This window comes from Streptomyces sp. BK239 (assembly GCF_004217285.1).
Taxonomy (GTDB): domain Bacteria; phylum Actinomycetota; class Actinomycetes; order Streptomycetales; family Streptomycetaceae; genus Streptomyces.
Genome location: NZ_SHKS01000001.1, coordinates 823,954 through 842,886 on the forward strand (window position 1 = coordinate 823,954; position 18,933 = coordinate 842,886).

General features: G+C 72.2%; 15 protein-coding genes. 9 read left to right on the forward strand and 6 right to left on the reverse strand.

The features are described from left to right. Nucleotides 1-36: 36 nt before the first annotated feature. Both EV567_RS03585 and EV567_RS03590 read left to right on the forward strand, forming a co-directional pair. The gene (locus EV567_RS03585; RefSeq protein ID WP_407071565.1) at nt 37-993 is read left to right on the forward strand and encodes an endonuclease/exonuclease/phosphatase family protein; all 957 of its coding nucleotides are present in this window, start codon (nt 37-39) and stop codon (nt 991-993) included. Between the two features lie 97 nt (nt 994-1,090). Then, nucleotides 1,091-2,314, forward strand: a complete 1,224-nt coding sequence (locus tag EV567_RS03590; RefSeq protein ID WP_130437085.1) for an MFS transporter — start codon at nt 1,091-1,093, stop codon at nt 2,312-2,314. Nucleotides 2,315-2,418: 104 nt separating this feature from the next. Here EV567_RS03590 and EV567_RS03595 read toward each other — a convergent pair whose 3' ends face one another. The 3 genes from EV567_RS03595 to EV567_RS03605 form a co-directional block, all read right to left on the reverse strand. Then, nucleotides 2,419-4,359: a protease pro-enzyme activation domain-containing protein gene (locus tag EV567_RS03595; protein WP_130437086.1), complete on the reverse strand. Its 1,941-nt coding sequence runs from the start codon at nt 4,357-4,359 to the stop codon at nt 2,419-2,421. Nucleotides 4,360-4,552: 193 nt separating this feature from the next. Further along, nucleotides 4,553-5,164 (reverse strand): DUF305 domain-containing protein, encoded by a 612-nt coding sequence (locus EV567_RS03600; RefSeq protein WP_130437087.1) that lies wholly within the window; start codon nt 5,162-5,164, stop codon nt 4,553-4,555. Then, nucleotides 5,161-5,826 (reverse strand): DUF3105 domain-containing protein, encoded by a 666-nt coding sequence (locus tag EV567_RS03605; protein ID WP_130437088.1) that lies wholly within the window; start codon nt 5,824-5,826, stop codon nt 5,161-5,163. Before EV567_RS03605 ends, EV567_RS03600 begins: the two co-directional genes overlap by 4 nt. Before the next feature lie 373 nt (nt 5,827-6,199). On the opposite strand from EV567_RS03605, the gene glnA reads away from it, so the two are divergent. The 3 genes from glnA to EV567_RS03620 all read left to right on the forward strand — a co-directional run bounded on the left by glnA (nt 6,200) and on the right by EV567_RS03620 (nt 8,711). Continuing rightward, nucleotides 6,200-7,561, forward strand: coding sequence for a type I glutamate--ammonia ligase (gene glnA, locus EV567_RS03610; protein ID WP_130437089.1), 1,362 nt, complete (start codon nt 6,200-6,202; stop codon nt 7,559-7,561). Nucleotides 7,562-7,754: 193 nt separating this feature from the next. Further along, complete coding sequence (locus EV567_RS03615; RefSeq protein ID WP_130437090.1) at nt 7,755-8,279, forward strand: hypothetical protein; 525 nt, start codon at nt 7,755-7,757, stop codon at nt 8,277-8,279. Nucleotides 8,280-8,390: 111 nt separating this feature from the next. Further along, nucleotides 8,391-8,711: a hypothetical protein gene (locus EV567_RS03620; RefSeq protein WP_130437091.1), complete on the forward strand. Its 321-nt coding sequence runs from the start codon at nt 8,391-8,393 to the stop codon at nt 8,709-8,711. Nucleotides 8,712-8,741: 30 nt separating this feature from the next. On the opposite strand, the gene EV567_RS03625 is transcribed toward EV567_RS03620, so the two are convergent. Further along, nucleotides 8,742-9,185 (reverse strand): VOC family protein, encoded by a 444-nt coding sequence (locus tag EV567_RS03625; RefSeq protein WP_130437092.1) that lies wholly within the window; start codon nt 9,183-9,185, stop codon nt 8,742-8,744. A gap of 399 nt (nt 9,186-9,584) precedes the next feature. On the opposite strand from EV567_RS03625, the gene EV567_RS03630 reads away from it, so the two are divergent. Then, nucleotides 9,585-12,605: a bifunctional [glutamine synthetase] adenylyltransferase/[glutamine synthetase]-adenylyl-L-tyrosine phosphorylase gene (locus EV567_RS03630; protein ID WP_130437093.1), complete on the forward strand. Its 3,021-nt coding sequence runs from the start codon at nt 9,585-9,587 to the stop codon at nt 12,603-12,605. Between the two features lie 482 nt (nt 12,606-13,087). Here the strand turns inward: EV567_RS03630 and EV567_RS03635 are convergent, their stop codons facing one another. Beyond that, nucleotides 13,088-13,924, reverse strand: a complete 837-nt coding sequence (locus tag EV567_RS03635) for a phosphatase PAP2 family protein (RefSeq protein ID WP_130437094.1) — start codon at nt 13,922-13,924, stop codon at nt 13,088-13,090. A gap of 78 nt (nt 13,925-14,002) precedes the next feature. Continuing rightward, a complete protein-coding gene (locus EV567_RS03640; protein WP_130437095.1) occupies nt 14,003-15,031 on the reverse strand; it encodes a LacI family DNA-binding transcriptional regulator in 1,029 nt (342 codons plus the stop codon). Nucleotides 15,032-15,423: 392 nt separating this feature from the next. On the opposite strand from EV567_RS03640, the gene EV567_RS03645 reads away from it, so the two are divergent. The 3 genes from EV567_RS03645 (at nt 15,424) to EV567_RS03655 (ending at nt 18,837) form a co-directional block, all read left to right on the forward strand. Continuing rightward, a complete protein-coding gene (locus tag EV567_RS03645) occupies nt 15,424-16,695 on the forward strand; it encodes an extracellular solute-binding protein (RefSeq protein WP_130437096.1) in 1,272 nt (423 codons plus the stop codon). A 212-nt stretch (nt 16,696-16,907) separates the two neighbouring features. Then, nucleotides 16,908-17,912, forward strand: a complete 1,005-nt coding sequence (locus EV567_RS03650) for a carbohydrate ABC transporter permease (RefSeq protein WP_130437097.1) — start codon at nt 16,908-16,910, stop codon at nt 17,910-17,912. A gap of 13 nt (nt 17,913-17,925) precedes the next feature. Then, nucleotides 17,926-18,837: a sugar ABC transporter permease gene (locus EV567_RS03655; RefSeq protein ID WP_130437098.1), complete on the forward strand. Its 912-nt coding sequence runs from the start codon at nt 17,926-17,928 to the stop codon at nt 18,835-18,837. Nucleotides 18,838-18,933 lie beyond the last annotated feature (96 nt).

Genomic DNA, 18,933 nt, shown 5'->3' on the forward strand with positions numbered 1-18,933 from the left:
CGGTTCCGGCGCCTGTTCGGCCGGCTGGCCGCCCGGATGCCGGACGGCTGGCGCGGCGACCCGAGGATCTGGCGGCGCGGCCTCGTCGTCGCCGCCCTGGCCCTGCTGCTGGCCGCGGTGATGGTGGTGCACTCCCACATCCCCAACCGCTTCGGCAACCTCGGCAGCCTCACCGAGACGTTCCTGCCCTGGCTCGGCGTCTTCATCCCGCTGCTGCTGGTGCTCGCCCTGGTGCGCAGGTCGGCGACGGCGCTGATCGCGGTGGTGGTGCCCGCCATCGTGTGGACGAACCTCTTCGGCGGGCTGTTCACCGACAAGACGGCCCCCGGCGGCGACCTCACCGTGGCCACCCACAACGTCAACGCCGACAACCCCGACCCGTCCGGCACCGCCCGCGACGTCGCCGCCTCGGGCGCGGACGTGGTGGCCCTGGAGGAGCTGACCGCCTCGGCGGCCCCGGTCTACGAGAAGGCACTGGCGGAGACCTACCGGTACCACTCGGTGCGGGGCACGGTCGGCCTGTGGAGCAAGTACCCGATGAGCCAGGTCGCGGACGTCGACATCAAGCTGGGCTGGGTGCGGGCGATGCGGGCCACCGTGACCACCCCCGAGGGACCGGTCGGGTTCTACGTCGCCCACCTGCCGTCCGTACGCGTCAAGCTCCAGGCCGGGTTCACCGCCCGCCAGCGGGACAGGAGCGCCGACGCGCTCGGCGAGGCGATCGCCGCCGACTCGCTCAGCCGGAAGGTCCTTCTCGGCGACCTCAACGGCACCATGAACGACCGTTCGCTGAACGCCGTCACCTCCCAGATGCGTTCGGCGCAGGGCGCGGCCGGCAGCGGCTTCGGCTTCAGCTGGCCGGCGTCGTTCCCGATGGCGCGCATCGACCAGATCATGGTCACCGGCGTGGAGCCGGTCACCTCCTGGACGCTGCCGCGGACCGGCAGCGACCATCTGCCGGTGGCGGCGCGTGTGAACGTCGCCACACCGTGAGCGGCTGAACTGCCGGAATAGCGGGCCGGGCGGGGTTTGTTCCGTACTTGAACATACGATGGAACCAACCCCCTCCCGGAAAGGAACAGGCCCCTCTATGCCCTTGGCGCTGCTCGCCCTGGCCGTAGGTGCCTTCGGCATCGGCACCACCGAGTTCGTGATGATGGGCCTCCTGCCCGACGTCGCGGACGACCTGAACATCTCGATCCCGACCGCCGGACACCTGGTCTCCGCCTACGCCCTCGGCGTCGTCGTCGGCGCCCCGCTGCTGGCCGCGGCGACCGCCCGGATGTCCCGCCGCACGGTCCTGATGTCCCTGATGGGGCTGTTCGTCGTGGGCAACGCGCTGTCGGCGCTCGCCCCCGACCACCACTGGCTGCTGGCGGCCCGGCTGCTCAGCGGACTCCCGCACGGCGCGTTCTTCGGCGTCGGCGCCGTCGTCGCCACCGGCATGGTCGCGCCCGAGCGCAAGGCGCGCTCCGTGTCCCTGATGTTCCTCGGCCTGACCGTCGCCAACGTCGCGGGCGTCCCCGTCGCCACCCTCATGGGCCAGCACCTCGGCTGGCGGGCCACGTTCCTCGGCGTGAGCGCGATCGGCCTGGTCGCGATAGCCGCCCTGGCGCTGCTCATCCCGCACGACCACCAGCACGCCGCCTCCGGCGCCGGACTGCGCGGCGAACTCGCCGCCCTGCGCTCGCTGCCGGTGTGGCTCGCGCTCGGCACGACCGTCGCCGGCTTCGGCGCGCTGTTCTCCGCGTACAGCTACATCACCCCGATGCTGACCGAGTCCGCCGGGTTCGCCGAGTCCGACGTGACGCTGCTGCTCGCGCTGTTCGGCGTCGGCGCCACGGCCGGAAACCTGCTGGGCGGCCGCCTCGCCGACCATCATCTGCGCGGCACCCTGTTCGGGGGCCTCGGCTCGCTGGTCGTCGTGCTGTCGCTGTTCCCGCTGCTGATGTCGGCGCAGTGGAGCGCGGCACTGGGCGTGGTCCTGCTGGGAGTGGCCGCGTTCGCGACCGGATCGCCGCTGCAGTTGATGGTGATGGACAAGGCCGCCTCGGCCCCCTCCCTCGCCTCCTCCGCCAACCAGGCGGCCTTCAACCTCGCCAACGCCGGCGGCGCCTGGATCGGCGGCCTCGCCCTGGCGGCCGGCCTCGGCGCCACGGCCCCCGCGGTGGCGGGCGCGGCCCTGGCCGTCCTCGGCCTCGCGGTCGCCGCGACGGCCTGGACGGTCGACCGCCGCAGGACCCCGGCCCCGTCCCCGGCGCGCATCGTCGCGAAGTCCGCCGCGGCCCGGCGCGAGGAAGCCCTGCACCACTGACCCACCCGCACGGCGCGCAGCCGCCGCGCGCGAAAGGACCCCGGAGCCCGGCTCCGGGGTCCTTCACGGTTCCGGCCCGCCCGCAGGGGCCGGCCGGTGGGCCGTCAGCGGCGGCGGAACGACGGCACGTAGTCCCGCGCCGGCGTGCCCACGCCGGTGACGTCGTCGTAGCCCCGCACCGCCGACAGCGAACTGTCCTCGCCGAGACTGCGCACGGACGTGGTCAACCCCTCCGCCCCGTCATAGCCGTTCACGTAGTCGACGCGGGCCACCGCGAGCCCCGCCGCACCCGTCGGCCGGTCGGTCACGTCGTGGTACGCCGCCGAGCCGTAGCGGGCGTAGATCGCCGGGTTGGCGAAGCCGATCGCCCCGCCCCGCGCCTGCTGCGCCAGCGCCTGCACGCCTGCGATGACCGGCGCCGCGAGCGAGGTGCCGCCGATCCGGTACTCGCTGTAGCGCTGCGAGCCGTCCGGGAAGGTCTGCGTCTGCCCGACCCGGAAGCCGGTGTTCGGGTCGGCGATCGCCGAGATGTCCGGCACGACGCGGTTGCCGGCCGCGCTGTTGGCCGTGGCGAGCGCCTTCGGCACCACGCCCCGCTGGTAGTACGGCGCGGCCACGGTCCTGCTGGTGCCGCCGCCCGCGCCCGAGTTGAAGGCGCCGGGGAAGTCCGTCCAGGCGGAGCCGTCGGCGGACAGGGTCGCCTTCAGGGTGCCCCAGCCGGTCTCCCACAGGTAGCGGTCACCCTTGCCGACCGCCAGCGAGGTCCCGCCGACCGCCGTCACCCACGCCGAGTTCGCCGGGGTGTCGACCTGCTTGGTCCCGGTGTTCGCGACCTCGTCACCGTCGTCCCCGGAGGAGAAGTAGAACCCGATGCCCTCGACCGCGCCGAGCTGGAAGACCTGGTCGTAGGCGGCGGCGAGGTCCGGCGTCTGGTTGGCCTCCACATCGCCCCAGGAGTTGGAGACGATGTCGGCGAGATGGTTGTCGACGACCTTCCCGAGCGAGTCCAGCAGATCGTCGTCGTAGCAGGAGGCGGCGCCCACGTACGTGACCTGCGCGGCCGGCGCGAGGGCGTGCACCGCCTCGATGTCGAGGGTCTCCTCGCCGTACCAGCCGGCCGCCGAGCACTCCTCGGTGCGGGTGTAGTTCCCGGGCAGGACCTGGGTCAACTGCCCGCTCTTCCATGCCGCGTCGCCGTGCTTCTTCGCGTAGAGGGCGGCGTCCCGGGCGATGGTCGGGGAGGCGTACGCGTCGGTGACGGCCACGCGCACCCCCTTGCCGGTGTAGCCGCCCGCCCCGTACGCGGCGCGCAACTGCCGCCCGGTGTAACCCTGCACGGCGTACGGGATCTTCGTGCCGTACGCCGACGGCAGCGTGTGGGCGACGGTGGAGCCGTAATAGGAGGAGAACGGCCCGGCGTTGCGGAACACCGCGTCCGGCGGCGGCAGCTGGTCCTTGGCGCTCGCCCGGTGCGGCGCGTTGTCCAGGCCGGTGACGGTGAGCACCGCGCCGTCCAGGCCCGCCGGCACGGTGGCCGCGGCCGAGGGAGCGCGGTAGGTCCCGGCCCCCTTGGCGTAGTCGTGCAACTGGGTGCCGAATGCCTTCTCCGCGGCGGCGACGTCACCGCTGACGGCGAGGTAACGAGGCGTGACCGACGTGACCTTGAGCCCGGCCGACGTCAACCACGCTTTGACGGCGGCCACTTGCGCCGAGGTCGCACCGAAGCGGGCCCGCGCCTGCTGTGCGCTCAGGTACTCGCCGTACGAGGGCGAGCCCGGGTCGGACACCGCCCGGGCGTACGCGGCGAGGCCGGCCGCGTCCCGTCCCGCCAGATAGACCCGCGCGGACACCCGCGCGCCGTCGGGCGTCGCACCCCGGTCCGCCTCGGCCGTGGCCCACGCGGGCCTCGTCCCGGCCAGCGCGTCCCGCGCGGGACCGCCCGCGGCGTGCGCCGCCGGAACGCCGAACGCCAGCGCGCCGGCGAGCACGGGCAGTGCCGCCGCCATGGCCGCCCCGGCGCGCGGCACAGCACGGTTGGATCTCATGGAGCCCCCTGCGTGTGGTTCGTCGTGAGTGATCACTCGACGTCGGCCACTCTCCCGATGAACCGTTCATGTCAGGGGAATAGACGCCCCAAGAACCCCCCTGGCCAGCCCAAGAAGCTCCCAAGTCGCCTTCTGTCAGGGCGATTTGCGGCTTACGTGCCTTGAGGGCTCAGGCCCCTGGGGATTCGGACGCCTAGGGGGCCTTCGCTCCGCGCTCCTTGAGGAGGTCGGCCATCAACCGGATCTCCGACTCCTGCGCCTCGACCATCCCCTGCGCCAGGCGCTTCTCCACCGGGACCTCGCACCGCGAGACGCAGGTCTCGGCCATGTGGACGCCGCCCCGGTGGTGGGCCGTCATGAGCTGGAGGTAGTAGACCTCCGCCCGGCGGCCGTCGAGAGTGCCGAGCTTCTTCATCTCGGCGTCGGTGGCCATGCCCGGCATCAGGGCGCCGTCCTCGCCGCCGGCCATGCCCTTCATACCCATCCACGCCATCGGCCCGTCCGACGACACCTTCGGCAGCTCCCACAGATCCAGCCAGCCCAGCAGCATGCCCCGCTGGTTGGCCTGGGTCTGGGCGATGTCGTAGGCGAGCCGCCGTATCTCCTCGTCCTTCGTGCGGTCGCGCACGACGTACGACATCTCGACGGCCTGCTGGTGGTGCACCGCCATGTCACGGGCGAACCCGGCGTCCGCCGAGGCGGCCGACGGGACGCCGGGGCCGTTGTCCCCGGCCACCGAGTAGCTGATCGCACCGGCCGCGACCAGCACCCCCGCCACGGCCACGGCGACTGACGCGTACCTCACTGCGACAGACCGCCCGTGCACGCCGCGCCCGGCTCGGGCGTCTGCTCGCCCTGCACGAACTTCTCGAAGAACGCGGCCAGCTTCGGGTCGCTCGCCCCCGTCACCGTCCGCTGGTGCCCCCACGCGCTCAGCATGATCGGAGCGGCCTGCCCCTGGACCGGGCTCATCAGTGTGTACGGCGTCTTCCGCACCTTCGCCGCCAGCGCGTCCACCTCGGCCTTGGGGACCTTGTCGGTGTACGTCACCCAGACCGCGCCGTGCTCCAGCGAGTGCACGGCGTTCATGTCGTTCAGCGCCTTGGTGTAGACGTCGCCGTTGCAGTTCATCCACGCCCGGTCGTGGTCGCCGCCCACGGGAGGCTCGGTCGGGTACTTCACCTTCTTGGTGACGTGGGTACGGCCGAGCTTCCCCTTCCACGTCTTCACGCCGTCGGCGCCGGTGACCAACTCGCCCGTCGCCTTGGCGTCGGCGGCCGCCGTCCCGTCGTCGTCCGACTGCGACCGCACGAGGACCACGGTCCCGGCGACGAGCGCGGCGACCGCCACGACGCTCGCCGTGACGATCAGGACGCGGTTGCGGCGCTCCCGGGACTGCTCGGCGCGCCGCATCTCCTCTATGCGCGCCTTGCGCGCGGCGTTGCTGCTCTTGCTGGGGGAAACCATGGGGCTGTCCTTCGGGGGATCCAGGGGGCGGAAGGGTAGAGCGGGGCCGGGCGGGGCGGTGCGTGGAACGCTGATGATCGTAAGGGCCGCGCCGCGGTTTCCGTAGGCCGCGGACCAGCCGACAACGCTCCGGAATCGGCGGGGCGGGGCGGGACGCGAGGGGCCGGGCATTACGGATGTCGGTCCGAGCAGGCAAGATGGGCGGCAGAGCAGTACGCCCGCCGTGCGCGGGGCGTTCAGGCCCGGGTCGCCGCGGCGATCAAGGTCCGCAACGCGTACGAAACGCGTGTGTGGTGGGATGCTCAGGTGCCCGACCGCCCTCCCGTGGGACGGGGGACAGGCGGCCTGACCAGCAAGGATGGGGAAGCGGAAGATGGACAAGCAGCAGGAGTTCGTGCTCCGGACCTTGGAGGAGCGCGACATCCGGTTCGTACGCCTGTGGTTCACGGACGTGCTGGGCTTCCTCAAGTCGGTCGCCGTGGCCCCGGCCGAGCTGGAGCAGGCGTTCGACGAGGGCATCGGATTCGACGGTTCCGCCATCGAGGGCTTCGCCCGGGTCTACGAGTCCGACATGATCGCCAAGCCGGATCCCTCCACCTTCCAGGTCCTGCCCTGGCGCGCCGAGGCCCCCGGCACCGCCCGCATGTTCTGCGACATCCTCATGCCGGACGGCTCGCCCTCCTTCGCCGACCCGCGCTACGTCCTCAAGCGCGCCCTCGCCCGCACCTCCGACCTGGGCTTCACCTTCTACACCCACCCCGAGATCGAGTTCTTCCTGCTGAAGGACCGCCCCCTCGACGGCAGCCGCCCCACCCCCGCCGACAACTCCGGCTACTTCGACCACACCCCGCAGAACATCGGCATGGACTTCCGCCGCCAGGCGATCACCATGCTGGAGTCGATGGGCATCTCCGTCGAGTTCTCCCACCACGAGGGCGCCCCCGGCCAGCAGGAGATCGACCTGCGCTACGCCGACGCGCTCTCCACCGCCGACAACATCATGACGTTCCGCCTGGTCATGAAGCAGGTGGCGCTGGAGCAGGGCGTCCAGGCCACGTTCATGCCCAAGCCGTTCTCCGAGCACCCCGGCAGCGGCATGCACACGCACCTGTCGCTGTTCGAGGGCGACCGCAACGCGTTCTACGAGTCCGGTGCGGAGTACCAGCTCTCCAAGGTCGGCCGCTCCTTCATCGCCGGCCTGCTCAAGCACGCGGCGGAGATCTCCGCGGTCACCAACCAGTGGGTCAACTCCTACAAGCGCATCTGGGGCGGCGCCGAGCGCACCGCCGGCGCGGGCGGCGAGGCCCCCTCCTACATCTGCTGGGGCCACAACAACCGCTCCGCGCTGGTCCGCGTCCCGATGTACAAGCCCGGCAAGACCGGCTCGGCGCGGATCGAGGTCCGCTCCCTGGACTCCGGCGCCAACCCCTACCTGGCCTACGCGATGCTCCTCGCCGCCGGCCTCAAGGGCGTCGAGGAGGGCTACGAGCTCCCGCCGGGCGCCGAGGACGACGTCTGGGCCCTCTCCGACGCCGAACGCCGCGCGATGGGCATCGAGCCGCTCCCCCAGAACCTGGGCGAGGCCCTCACCCTGATGGAACGCAGCGACCTCGTCGCCGAGACCCTCGGCGAACACGTCTTCGACTTCTTCCTGCGTAACAAGCGGCAGGAGTGGGAGGAGTACCGCTCGGAGGTCACGGCGTTCGAGCTGCGGAAGAACCTGCCGGTGCTGTAGGCGCAGGTCGCGGCGGGTACCCGCTGCAACGAACGACGCACGGGGCCGACGGTCGTGGACCGTCGGCCCCGCGGCGTCCCTCCGCGGGCCCCGCCCGGGCCGTGGGGCCACCGACCGCCGTGGAGTCGCCCACCGTCGGATCTGAGTACCGGTACTCATGCCCGCCTGCCCCTTGGGGAGGAAGCATCGGGTCGTGTCCATCCGGAAGCCCGCTGCCCTCGCCGTCACCGCCCTCGTCCTTCTGACCGGTTGCGGGAAGAGCGCGGACGACCTCTTCTCCAACCTCAACGGCACCCAGTCGTCCAGCCCGCCCGACGCCGGTACGGCGGGCCCGAACGGGCCAGGACCTGACACGCCACCGAATCACGCCGACAACACCCGCGCGCGGCACCCTCGCGAGATGAGCCCGGAGGACGAGAGCCGGGCCGGGCAGACAGCCGTCGATGTGGAGAGAGCCCTGAACGAGCTGCGTCGACGAGGCGGCATCGGTCCCGCGGAAGTGCGGTCCACCCTCGCACGACATGCGGCCCCCTTTTCCGTCACCGTCGCAGGTCTCGTGCCCGGTACCGGCGACGAAGCGGTCGAAGGCAGCTCTTTCGGCGTCTGGGTCGGCAAGACCGCCTGCGTCACCGGAGCCGTCACCGAGGACCGGGTGTGGACCGAAGTCAACGGTCACCACCCCGAGACCGGTTGCCTGCCCCCGGCTTCCACTCACTGAGCCGTCATCGGCCCGCGACCCGCGAAGAGCGAGGACCCCGCCATCCGTTACGCACGACACGTCAAAGGCGCTCTGATCTTCTCCGGCGCCACCGCGGCCTGCCACACCCTCATGTCCGCCGGCTATGCCTGGTCCCGCGACGAGGCGGCCACGGACGGGGACACGGTGGGCTCCGGCGCGTTCGAATTCCTTCTCACCACGGCCGCTTCCTGGGTCCTGATGCCCCTTCTGCTGTGGGCCGGGCTGCGGGTGGCGGTGGACGCCCTCACCGCCGTGCCGGTGGCCGTCGGCGGGTTGCTCTGGGCGGTGGGCTCCGGGTACTGCATCGACGACCTCGACCGGCCGGGAGGGCACATACCGGTCGTGGCCCTCGCCGCGTACGTCCTGCTCGGCGCGGTGCTGGTCGGGGCAAGCCCCGACCGCCGCGACTGAGGTCCCCTTCCCGCCGCCGGTCGCGGGTGGTCAGTCCTCCCGGGGAAGGCCGGCCAGTACCTCGTGGAGCGGCTCCTTCGCCCGGCGGCGGTACTCCTGGATCGACCAGCCGTTGCCGTCCGGGTCGGTGAAGTACATGAACGTCGCGCCGTCCGCTTCGGAGTAACGGACCGGTTCGGAGACGTCCAGGCCGCGCGCGACCAGCTCCGCGCGGGCGGCCTCGATGTCGGCCACGCACAGCTGGAGCCCCTGGTACGACCCGGGCGCCGGGCGCGGTCCCTTCGTCATGTCCCAGATGCTGTCGCCCAGAGCGATCGAACAGCCCGAGCCGGGCGGGGTCAGCTGGACGATCCGCATGCCCGGCATGACCTCCTGGTCGATGTCGACGTGGAACCCGGCCTTGTCGCGGTAGAAGTCCCGGGCCCGGTCGATGTCGCTGACGGGCAACGGGACGACTTCCAAGGTGTAGTGCATCGCTGTTCCCTTCCCCTGAGGCGTGCGTGCCGCTGCCTGCGGCTCTCCACACCGAAGCCGAAAACCGGCCGCCGCGCCACCGCGCCGCCCCGCCTGCCGCCGGTTCACGCCACCGCGCCGTCCCGTGCCCGGCTGGTTCGCGTGACGAGGCGGGTCCGTCGGCGGCGGGTTCGCATCCGCGCCGTCCCGCCTGGCCGCCGGTTCGCGTCGCCGCGCCGTCCCGGCTGGCCGCCGGTTCACGTCGCCGGGTCGGCGCCAACGCGCCATCCCGCCTGGCCGCCGGTTCGCGCCGCCGTCGTGTCCGGCCGCGGCCGCTTTCCGGCGCTTGTCCCGGCGCTTCGGCCCAGGTCTGCGGTTAGGCTCGGTGGGTACGACCTTGATCGGACTGAGGAGGCCGGGATGACGGGGCCGGGACGCAGGAGCAGTACCTTCACTCGGCTGCTGCGGCACGGTTTCACCGACCCCTCCGCCGCCGAACGCCTCCTCGACGGCGGCGAGCTGGCCGCCGTGCGCAACGACCCCGTCCTGCTGGAGGCCCTCGGCCGGACCGCCGACCCCGACCTCGCGCTGCACGGACTCGTACGGCTGCTGGAAGCACAGCCCGGGGCGACCGCACGGCGAGAACTGCTCGACACCGTGATCGCCGCCAAGCCGCTGCGGGACCGGCTGCTCGGGGTGCTCGGCGCGTCCGCCGCGCTCGCCGACCACCTCGCCCGGCACCCGCGGGACTGGGAGGCCCTCGTCACCTACGAGCCGCGCGACCTCCACCCCGGGGTGGAGGAGTTCGAACGCGGGCTCGCCGAGGCGGACGACCCCGTCTCGCTGCGCGTCGCCTACCGCCGGTGCCTGCTGTCCATAGCCGCGCGGGACGTGTGCGGGACCACCGACGTCGCCGAGACCGCCGCCGAGCTGGCGGACCTCGCGACGGCCACCCTGCGCGCCGCCCTCGCGCTGGCCCGCGCCGCCGCGCCCGACGACGCCGCGCTGTGCCGGCTCGCCGTCATCGCGATGGGCAAGTGCGGCGGGCACGAACTCAACTACGTCTCCGACGTGGACGTCATCTTCGTCGGCGAGGCCGTCGAGGGCGCCGACGAGGGCAAGGCGCTGCGCGCCGCCACCAAGCTCGCCTCGCACATGATGCGGATCTGCTCCGAGACCACCGTGGAAGGCTCGATCTGGCCCGTCGACGCCAACCTGCGCCCCGAGGGACGCAACGGACCGCTGGTGCGCACCCTCAGCAGCCACCTCGCCTACTACCAGCGCTGGGCCAAGACCTGGGAGTTCCAGGCCCTGCTCAAGGCCCGGCCGGTCGCCGGCGACCTCGGCCTCGGCGAGGAGTACGTCGCCGCCGTCGGGCCGATGGTGTGGCAGGCCGCCGAGCGGGAGAACTTCGTCGCCGACGTGCAGAAGATGCGGCGCCGGGTCGTGGAGAACATCCCCGCCGCCGAGGTCGAGCGCGAGCTGAAACTCGGGCCGGGCGGTCTGCGGGACGTCGAGTTCGCCGTCCAGCTGCTCCAGCTGGTGCACGGGCGCGCGGACGCCTCCCTGCGCAGCGGCACGACCCTGAACGCGCTGCAGGCGCTGGCCGCCGGCGGGTACGTGGGGCGGACGGACGCCGTGCAGCTCGACGACGCCTACCGCTTCCTGCGGTCCATGGAGCACCGGATCCAGCTGTACCGGCTGCGGCGCACCCATCTCGTGCCCGAGGACGAGAGCGACCAGCGGCGGCTCGGACGGTCGCTGGGGCTGCGCTCCGACCCCGTGGGCGAGCTCAACCGCGAGTGGAAGCGGCACGCCGCCGTGGTGCGGCGGTTGCACGAGAAGCTGTTCTACCGGCCGCTGCTCGACGCCGTCGCCCAACTCGCGCCGGGTGAGGCCAGGTTGAGTACGGTCGCCGCCCGGGAGCGGCTCGTCGCGCTGGGATACGCCGACCCCGCGGCCGCGCTGCGGCACCTGGAGGCGCTGGCCTCCGGGGTGTCGCGCAAGGCCGCCATCCAGCGGACGCTGCTGCCCGTGCTGCTCGGCTGGTTCGCCGACTCCGCCGACCCCGACGCCGGACTGCTGAACTTCCGCAAGGTGTCCGACGCGCTCGGCAAGACCCCCTGGTACCTGCGCCTCCTGCGCGACGAGGGCGCCGCCGCGGAGAACCTCGCCCGGGTGCTGTCCGCCGGGCGGCTCGCCCCCGACCTGCTGATGCGCGCCCCGGAAGCCGTGGCGCTGCTCGGCGACGGCGACGGCGGGCGCGGCGGCCTGGGCGTGGGCGGCGGCCTGGAGCCGCGCGGGCGCAGGGCTCTCGAGCAGGAGATACTCGCCGCCGTCGGCCGCGCGGACGGTGCGGTCCAGGCCGTCACCGCCGCGCGCGGCGTCCGGCGGCGCGAGCTGTTCCGTACGGCCGCCGCGGACATCGTCGGCTCCTACGGCACCGAGTCCCAGCCCGCCGAGGCCGACCAGGGCGCCCTGGTGGACCTCGTCGGCGGGGCGGTGTCCGACCTCACGGCGGCGACCCTCGCCGGAACCCTGCGCGCGGTCGTGCGCGCGGGCTGGGGGGACACCCTGCCCACCCGGTTCGCGATCATCGGCATGGGCCGGTTCGGCGGGCACGAGCTGGGCTACGGCTCGGACGCCGACGTCGTCTTCGTCCACGAGGCGCGGGAGGGCGTCGGGGAGGAGGAGGCCGCGCGGGCCGCCGCGGCCGTCGTGGCGGAGATGCGGCGGCTGCTGCAGCTCCCGAGCGCGGATCCGCCGCTGCTGGTCGACGCCGATCTGCGGCCCGAGGGGAAGTCGGGGCCGCTGGTGCGGACCCTGAAGTCGTACGAGGCGTACTACCGGCGGTGGTCGCTGGTGTGGGAGTCGCAGGCGCTGCTGCGGGCTGAACCGGTCGCCGGGGACGAGGAGCTGGCCGGGCGGTTCATGGAGCTCGTCGACCCGCTGCGGTATCCGCGGGGCGGGCTGGGCGAGGAGGCCGTGCGGGAGATCCGGCGGCTGAAGGCGCGGATGGAGTCGGAGCGGCTGCCGCGGGGGTCCGATCCCAAGCTGCACACCAAGCTGGGGCCCGGCGGGCTGTCCGACGTGGAGTGGACCGTGCAGTTGCTGCAGCTGCGGCACGGCGCCGAGGAGCCGGGGCTGCGGACCACGCGGACGCGTGCCGCGCTGGCCGCCGCGCGGGACGCGGGGCTGCTGTCGGAGGAGGACGCGGCGACGCTCGACGAGGCGTGGGTGCTGGCCACCCGGGTGCGCAACGCGGTGATGCTGGTGCGGGGGCGGGCGGGCGACACGTTCCCGTCGGACGCCCGGGAGCTGGGGGCTGTGGGGCGGTATCTGGGGTACGGGCCGGGGCGGGTGGGCGACATGCTGGACGACTACCGCCGCACGGCCCGGCGGGCCCGGACCGTGGTGGACGAGCTGTTCTACGGCGGATGAGCCCCCGCCCCGGGCAGGCCACGCCCTGTGCAGTCGCGTCCCGGGGCAGACACGCGCCTCGTGTGGCCGCGCCCCGGGCGACACGCGCCTCGTGTGGCCGCGCCCCGGGCGACACGCGCCTCGTGTGGCCGCGCCCCGGGCGACACACGCCTCGTGTGGCCGCGCCCCGGGCGGGACGCGCCTCGTGTGGCCGCGCCCCAGGCAGGCCACGGCCTGTGCGGCCGCGCCCTGGGGCGGGACACACGCCTCTTGTGGCCGCGCCCTGGGCCGGACGTGTCTCGTGTGGCCGTGCCCCGGTCGGGGCCAAGCCCTCTGCATCCGCGCCCGCGCGGACACGCCCCGTGTAACCGCGCCGGGCGGGCCGCGCCCTGTGCATCCGCGCCCGCGCGGACACGCCCCGTGTAACCGCGCCGGGCGGGCCGCGCCCTCTGCACCCGCGCCCGCGCGGACACGCCCCGTAGCCGCCCCGCGCGGGCCACGCCCTACGTCTCCGGGAGCAGCACGCCCGGTGCCGTCGTCCTCGGGAGGCGGTGCGGGAGGGTGCCGTACCAGAGGCGGGACAGGGCGCAGCCGAAGGCGAGGCACAGGGCGCCGCCCACCGCGTCCAGCCAGAAGTGGTTGGCGGTGGCGACGATCACCACCAGGGTGAGGGTCGGGTAGAGCAGGCTCAGGACGCGGGCCCAGGGCGTCGCGGCCAGGGCGAAGACCGTCAGACCGCACCACAGGGACCAGCCGATGTGCATGGACGGCATCGCGGCGTACTGGTTGGACATGCTCTTCAGGTCGCCGGAGGCCATCGAGCCCCAGGTCCGGTGGACCACCACCGTGTCGACGAAGTGGGCGCCGGTCATCAGACGCGGCGGCGCCAGCGGGTAGAAGTAGTAGCCGGCCAGGGCCACGCCCGTGGTCGCGAAGAGGCCCAGCCGGCAGGCGGCGTAGCGGCCGGGGTGGGCGCGGTAGAGCCAGACCAGCACGCCGAGGGTGACGACGAAGTGCAGGGTGGCGTAGTAGTAGTTCATCCCGACGATGAGCCAGGTCGCCGAGTTGACGGTGTGGTTGATGGACTGTTCGGCCGCGATGCCGAGCTGGTGCTCGGCCCGCCAGATCCAGTCGGCGTTGCGCAGCGCCTCGGTCCGCTGTTCCGGGACCGCGTTGCGGATCAGGGAGTACGTCCAGTAACTCAGTGCGATGAGCAGGACCTCGAACCACACCCGGGGCCGGCGGGGAGCGCGCAGCCGCCGCAGGGGGTTCGCGGCCGTGAAAGGGTGTGGGACGGCCTTGTCGTGGCCTTCCGGACATGTCACGGTCGGTTCGCCCATGGACACAAAGTCTGCCAGATCGGCGTTATCTCCGAATCGTCCCTCGGTGTCGTCCCACCCGCATGCCGAGGGGAGAGCTCACGCGCGGTTGCGGTCCCCGGAGGCGGTGGAGCCGCGGACGACCAGTTCCGGCATGAACACGAACTCACTGTGCGGGGCGGGTGTGCCGCCGATCTCCTCCAGGAGCGTGCGCACGGCGGCCTGGCCCATCGCGGGCACCGGCTTGCGGATGGTCGTCAGGGGCGGGTCGGTGAAGGCGATCAGCGGGGAGTCGTCGAAACCGACCACGGAGACGTCCTTGGGGACGTCGAGGCCCCGTTGGCGGGCCGCCCGGATCGCGCCCAGGGCCATCATGTCGCTGGCGCAGACCACCGCCGTGCAGTCCCTCTCCAACAGGGCGGCGGCGGCCGCCTGGCCCCCCTCCAGGGTGTACAGGGAGTGCTGGACCAGCTCCGACTCGATGGTCTCGGGGCTGATGCCCAGCTGCTCCTGCACGGCGCGGACGAAGCCCTCTATCTTGCGCTGCACGGGGACGAAGCGCTTCGGGCCGAGGGCGAGGCCGATGCGGGTGTGGCCGAGGGAGACCAGATGGGTGACCGCGAGGATCATCGCCGCGCGGTCGTCGGGGGAGATGAAGGGGGCCTGGACCTTCGGCGAGAACCCGTCGACCAGGACGAAGGGAACGCCCTGTGCGCGCAGTTGCTCGTAGCGCTGCATGTCGGCCGTGGTGTCCGCGTGCAGCCCCGATACGTAGATGATGCCGGCGACGCCGCGGTCGACCAGCATCTCGGTCAGCTCGTCCTCGGTGGAGCCGCCCGGGGTCTGGGTGGCGAGGACCGGCGTGTAGCCCTGGCGGGTGAGGGCCTGGCCGATGACCTGGGCCAGCGCCGGGAAGATCGGGTTCTCCAGCTCCGGCGTGATGAGGCCGACGAGGCCCGCGCTGCGCTGCCGCAGCCGGACGGGGCGCTCGTAGCCCAGCACGTCGAGGGCGGCGAGCACGGACTCACGGGTGGTGGCGGCGACGCCGGGCTTGCCGTTGAGCACCCGGCTGACGGTCGCTTCGCTCACCCCCGCCTGCGCTGCGATGTCGGCAAGCCGTGTGGTCACAGGGCTGGACTGTACCCGCCGGGTGACACCCGGCGCACCGGACGGCCGTAGTGGCCGACCGGTCGAACGGCCGGGCCCGGGCTGCTGTGTCATCGCGCTCCCTCTTGAAAGTGAAGGCAAGGGCTTGCAGAGCCTTGCAGGGGCGTCCGTATAGCGCTCGACCCTTGTGAACAAGCGTCTCATGGCGGTCGCCGAGAGGTCACGCCCGGATAACTTCGAAGCCGTCTTGCGCTTTTTTGCTGCAAGGTCTTTCGCAACGCTTACAACGCTGTTACGTTCACGTCGCCCGGCGGCCGCCGCAACGGCGCAGTCGGCAAGTCGGCAAGTCGACAGGGGTGCGGACGGGACCGCCCCCTGCGGCTACTCGGGCCTTCACCCTCAAGGAGAACTCAATGCGGCGTGGCATAGCGGCCAGCGCGCTGGTGGCGTCCCTCGCCCTCGCGGCGACGGCGTGCGGCGGGAGCGACAGCGGCGACTCGGCCGGCGGCCCGGTCACCATCACCTGGTGGGACACCTCCAACGCCACCAACGAGGCGCCGACGTACCAGGCCCTGGTCAAGGAGTTCGAGGCCGCCAACAAGGACATCAAGGTCAAGTACGTCAACGTCCCCTTCGACCAGGCGCAGAACAAGTTCGACACCGCCGCCGGCTCCAAGGGCGCCCCGGACGTGCTGCGCTCGGAGGTCGGCTGGACCCCCGCCTTCGCCAAGAAGGGCTTCTTCCTGCCGCTGGACGGCACCGAGGCCCTCGCGGACCAGGCGAAGTTCAAGCCCAACCTGATCCAGCAGGCCCAGTACGAGGGCAAGACCTACGGCGTGCCGATCGTCACCGACACGCTCGCGCTCGTCTACAACAAGCAGCTCTTCGCCAAGGCCGGCCTCACCGCCGCCCCGAAGACCTGGGACGAGCTGAAGACGGCCGCCGCCACCGTCAAGGACAAGACCGGCGTCGACGGCTACTGGGGCTCCACCCAGGCCTACTACGCCCAGTCCTTCCTCCACGGCGAGGGCGCCGACACCGTCGACGTCGAAGCCAAGAAGATCACCGTCAACTCGCCGGCCGCGAAGAAGGCGTACGGCACCTGGCTCGGCCTCTTCGACGGCAAGGGCCTGCACAAGGCCGACACCACCGCCGACGCCTACGCCCACATCCAGGACGCCTTCGTCAACGGCAAGGTCGCCGCGATCGTCCAGGGCCCCTGGGAGATCACGAACTTCTACAAGGGCTCGGCGTTCAAGGACAAGGCCAACCTGGGCATCGCCACCGTCCCGGCCGGTTCCACCGGCAAGGCGGGCGCCCCGACCGGCGGCCACAACCTGTCGGTCTACGCCGGCTCCGACGCCGCCCACCAGAAGGCCGCGCTGAAGTTCCTCAACTTCATGACCTCCGCGAAGTCCCAGGCGACCGTCGCGCAGAAGAACTCCACGCTGCCCACCCGCGACGACGCCTACACCGACCAGGTCAAGGCCGACCCGGGCATCGCCGGCTACGGCGCCGTCCTGTCCGCCGCCCGGCCGCGCCCCGCGCTGCCGGAGTACAGCTCCCTGTGGGGCCCGCTCGACAGCGAGCTGCCCAAGATCGCGGGCGGCAAGGAGAGCCTCGACGAGGGCCTCGGCAACGCCGAGACGGCCATCGCCAAGCTGGTGCCCGACTTCGGCAAGTGAGCCCCGCCGTGGCCGCCCTGGACGCCGGCCACACCGCGGGCACGCCCGGCCGCCGGACCTCCCTCGGGGGAAGGCCCGGCGGCCACCGCCCCGGGGGCTGTCCGGCGGATCACGCCGCAGACGAACGGTCCCGCTGCTTTCCTGCGACCTGATCCGCCGGACGGCCCCCAGCCGCCCGGCCCACCCCCTGATCCCCCAGAAGGTGTCGAACCATGACAGTCGCCATCGACCGAGCGACCGGCAAGCGGCGCGGTGAGCGAGACCCGCGGCCCGGGCCGGGCGGGCGCCTGAAGCAGGCCTATCAGAAGCACTGGTACGCCTACGCGATGATCGCCCCGGTGGCGATCGTCATCGGCGTCCTCGTGCTCTACCCCCTCGCCTACGGCTTCTACCTCACCCTCACCGACGCCGACAGCCTCAACACGGCCCGCACCATCGGCGTCAACGAGATCGAGGCCACCTACAAGTTCATCGGCCTCGACAACTACGCCGACATCCTGTGGGGCCCGACGGCCTACGACCGCTTCTGGTCGCACTTCCTGTGGACCATCGCCTGGACCGCGCTCTGCGTCGCCCTGCACTACTTCATCGGACTCGGCCTCGCGCTGCTGCTCAACCGCGAGTTCCGCGGCCGCACCCTCTACCGCATGATCCTCGTGCTGCCCTGGGCCGTCCCCACGTTCGTCACCGTCTTCGGCTGGCGCTTCATGCTCGCCGACGGCGGCGTCGTCAACGCGGCGTTGGACGCCCTGCACCTGCCCTCGCCGCTGTGGCTGGAGGACACCTTCTGGCAGCGGTTCGCCGCGATCATGGTCAACACCTGGTGCGGTGTGCCGTTCATGATGCTCTCGCTGCTCGGCGGCCTCCAGTCCATCGACTCCTCGCTCTACGAGGCGGCCGAGATGGACGGGGCCGACGCCTGGCAGCGGTTCCGGTACGTCACCCTGCCCGGCCTGAGGTCCGTCAGCTCCACCGTCGTCCTCCTCGGCGTCATCTGGACCTTCAACCAGTTCGCCATCATCTTCCTGCTGTTCGGCGACACCGCCCCGGACGCGCAGATCCTCGTCACCTGGGCGTACTACCTCGGCTTCGGACAGCAGCCGCGTGACTTCGCCCAGTCGGCCGCCTACGGCATCCTGCTGCTGGCCGTCCTGATCGTCTTCACCTCCTTCTACCGCCGCTGGCTGAGCCGCAACGACGAGCAGCTCGCGATCTGAGGCAGGAGCCCCCATGAGCACCAGCACCGCCCCCACCTCCGTCGCGACGACCGACCGGCCCGCCGGGACCGCCCCGGCGGGCGCCGTCCGCCGCCGCGGCCGGCGCGGCCCCCTCGCCACCCTCGCCACCCACGGCGTCCTCGTCGCGGCGAGCCTCGTCGCCTTCTTCCCGGTCGCCTGGCTGGTCTTCCTCTCCCTCGGCCCGGACAAGGACGACTACCTGCACCCCGGCGGGATCTGGCGCAAAGCGACGCTCGACAACTACACGTTCGTCCTCCAGCACACCGCGTTCTTCGACTGGCTGCGCAGCACGCTCGTCGTCGTCCTCGGCACCACCGCCATCGGCGTGATCATCGCCGCCACCAGCGGCTACGCCGTCTCCCGGATGCGCTTCCCGGGCTACAAGAAGTTCATGTGGGTCCTGCTCGTCACCCAGATGTTCCCGGTCGCCGTCCTGATCGTGCCGATGTACCAGATCATGTCGGAGCTGCAGCTCATCGACACCTACCTCGGACTGATCCTCGTCAACTGCACCACCGTCGTGCCCTACAGCGCCTGGCTGCTCAAGGGCTACTTCGACACCATCCCGTTCGAGATCGACGAGGCCGGACGCGTCGACGGACTCAGCCCCTTCGGCGCCTTCCTGCGGCTGGTCCTGCCGCTGGCCAGGCCCGGCCTCGCCGTCGCCGCCTTCTACAACTTCCTCACCGCCTTCGGTGAGGTCGCCTTCGCCTCGACGTTCATGCTGTCCGACTCCAAGTACACCTTCGCCGTCGGCCTGCAGAGCTTCGTCAGCGAGCACGACGCCCAGCGCAACCTGATGGCCGCCACCGCGGTGCTGATCGCGATACCCGTCTCCGTCTTCTTCTACCTTGTCCAGAAGAACCTGGTGACCGGCCTCACCGCCGGCGGCACGAAGGGCTGACGCCCCGGCCGTGGACACAACTCCCGCGCGTCTCGCCGCGCGGGCGGCGGCCGCGGTGCCCTTCCGACCCCGCAGGCACCGCGGCCGCCTCGTCAC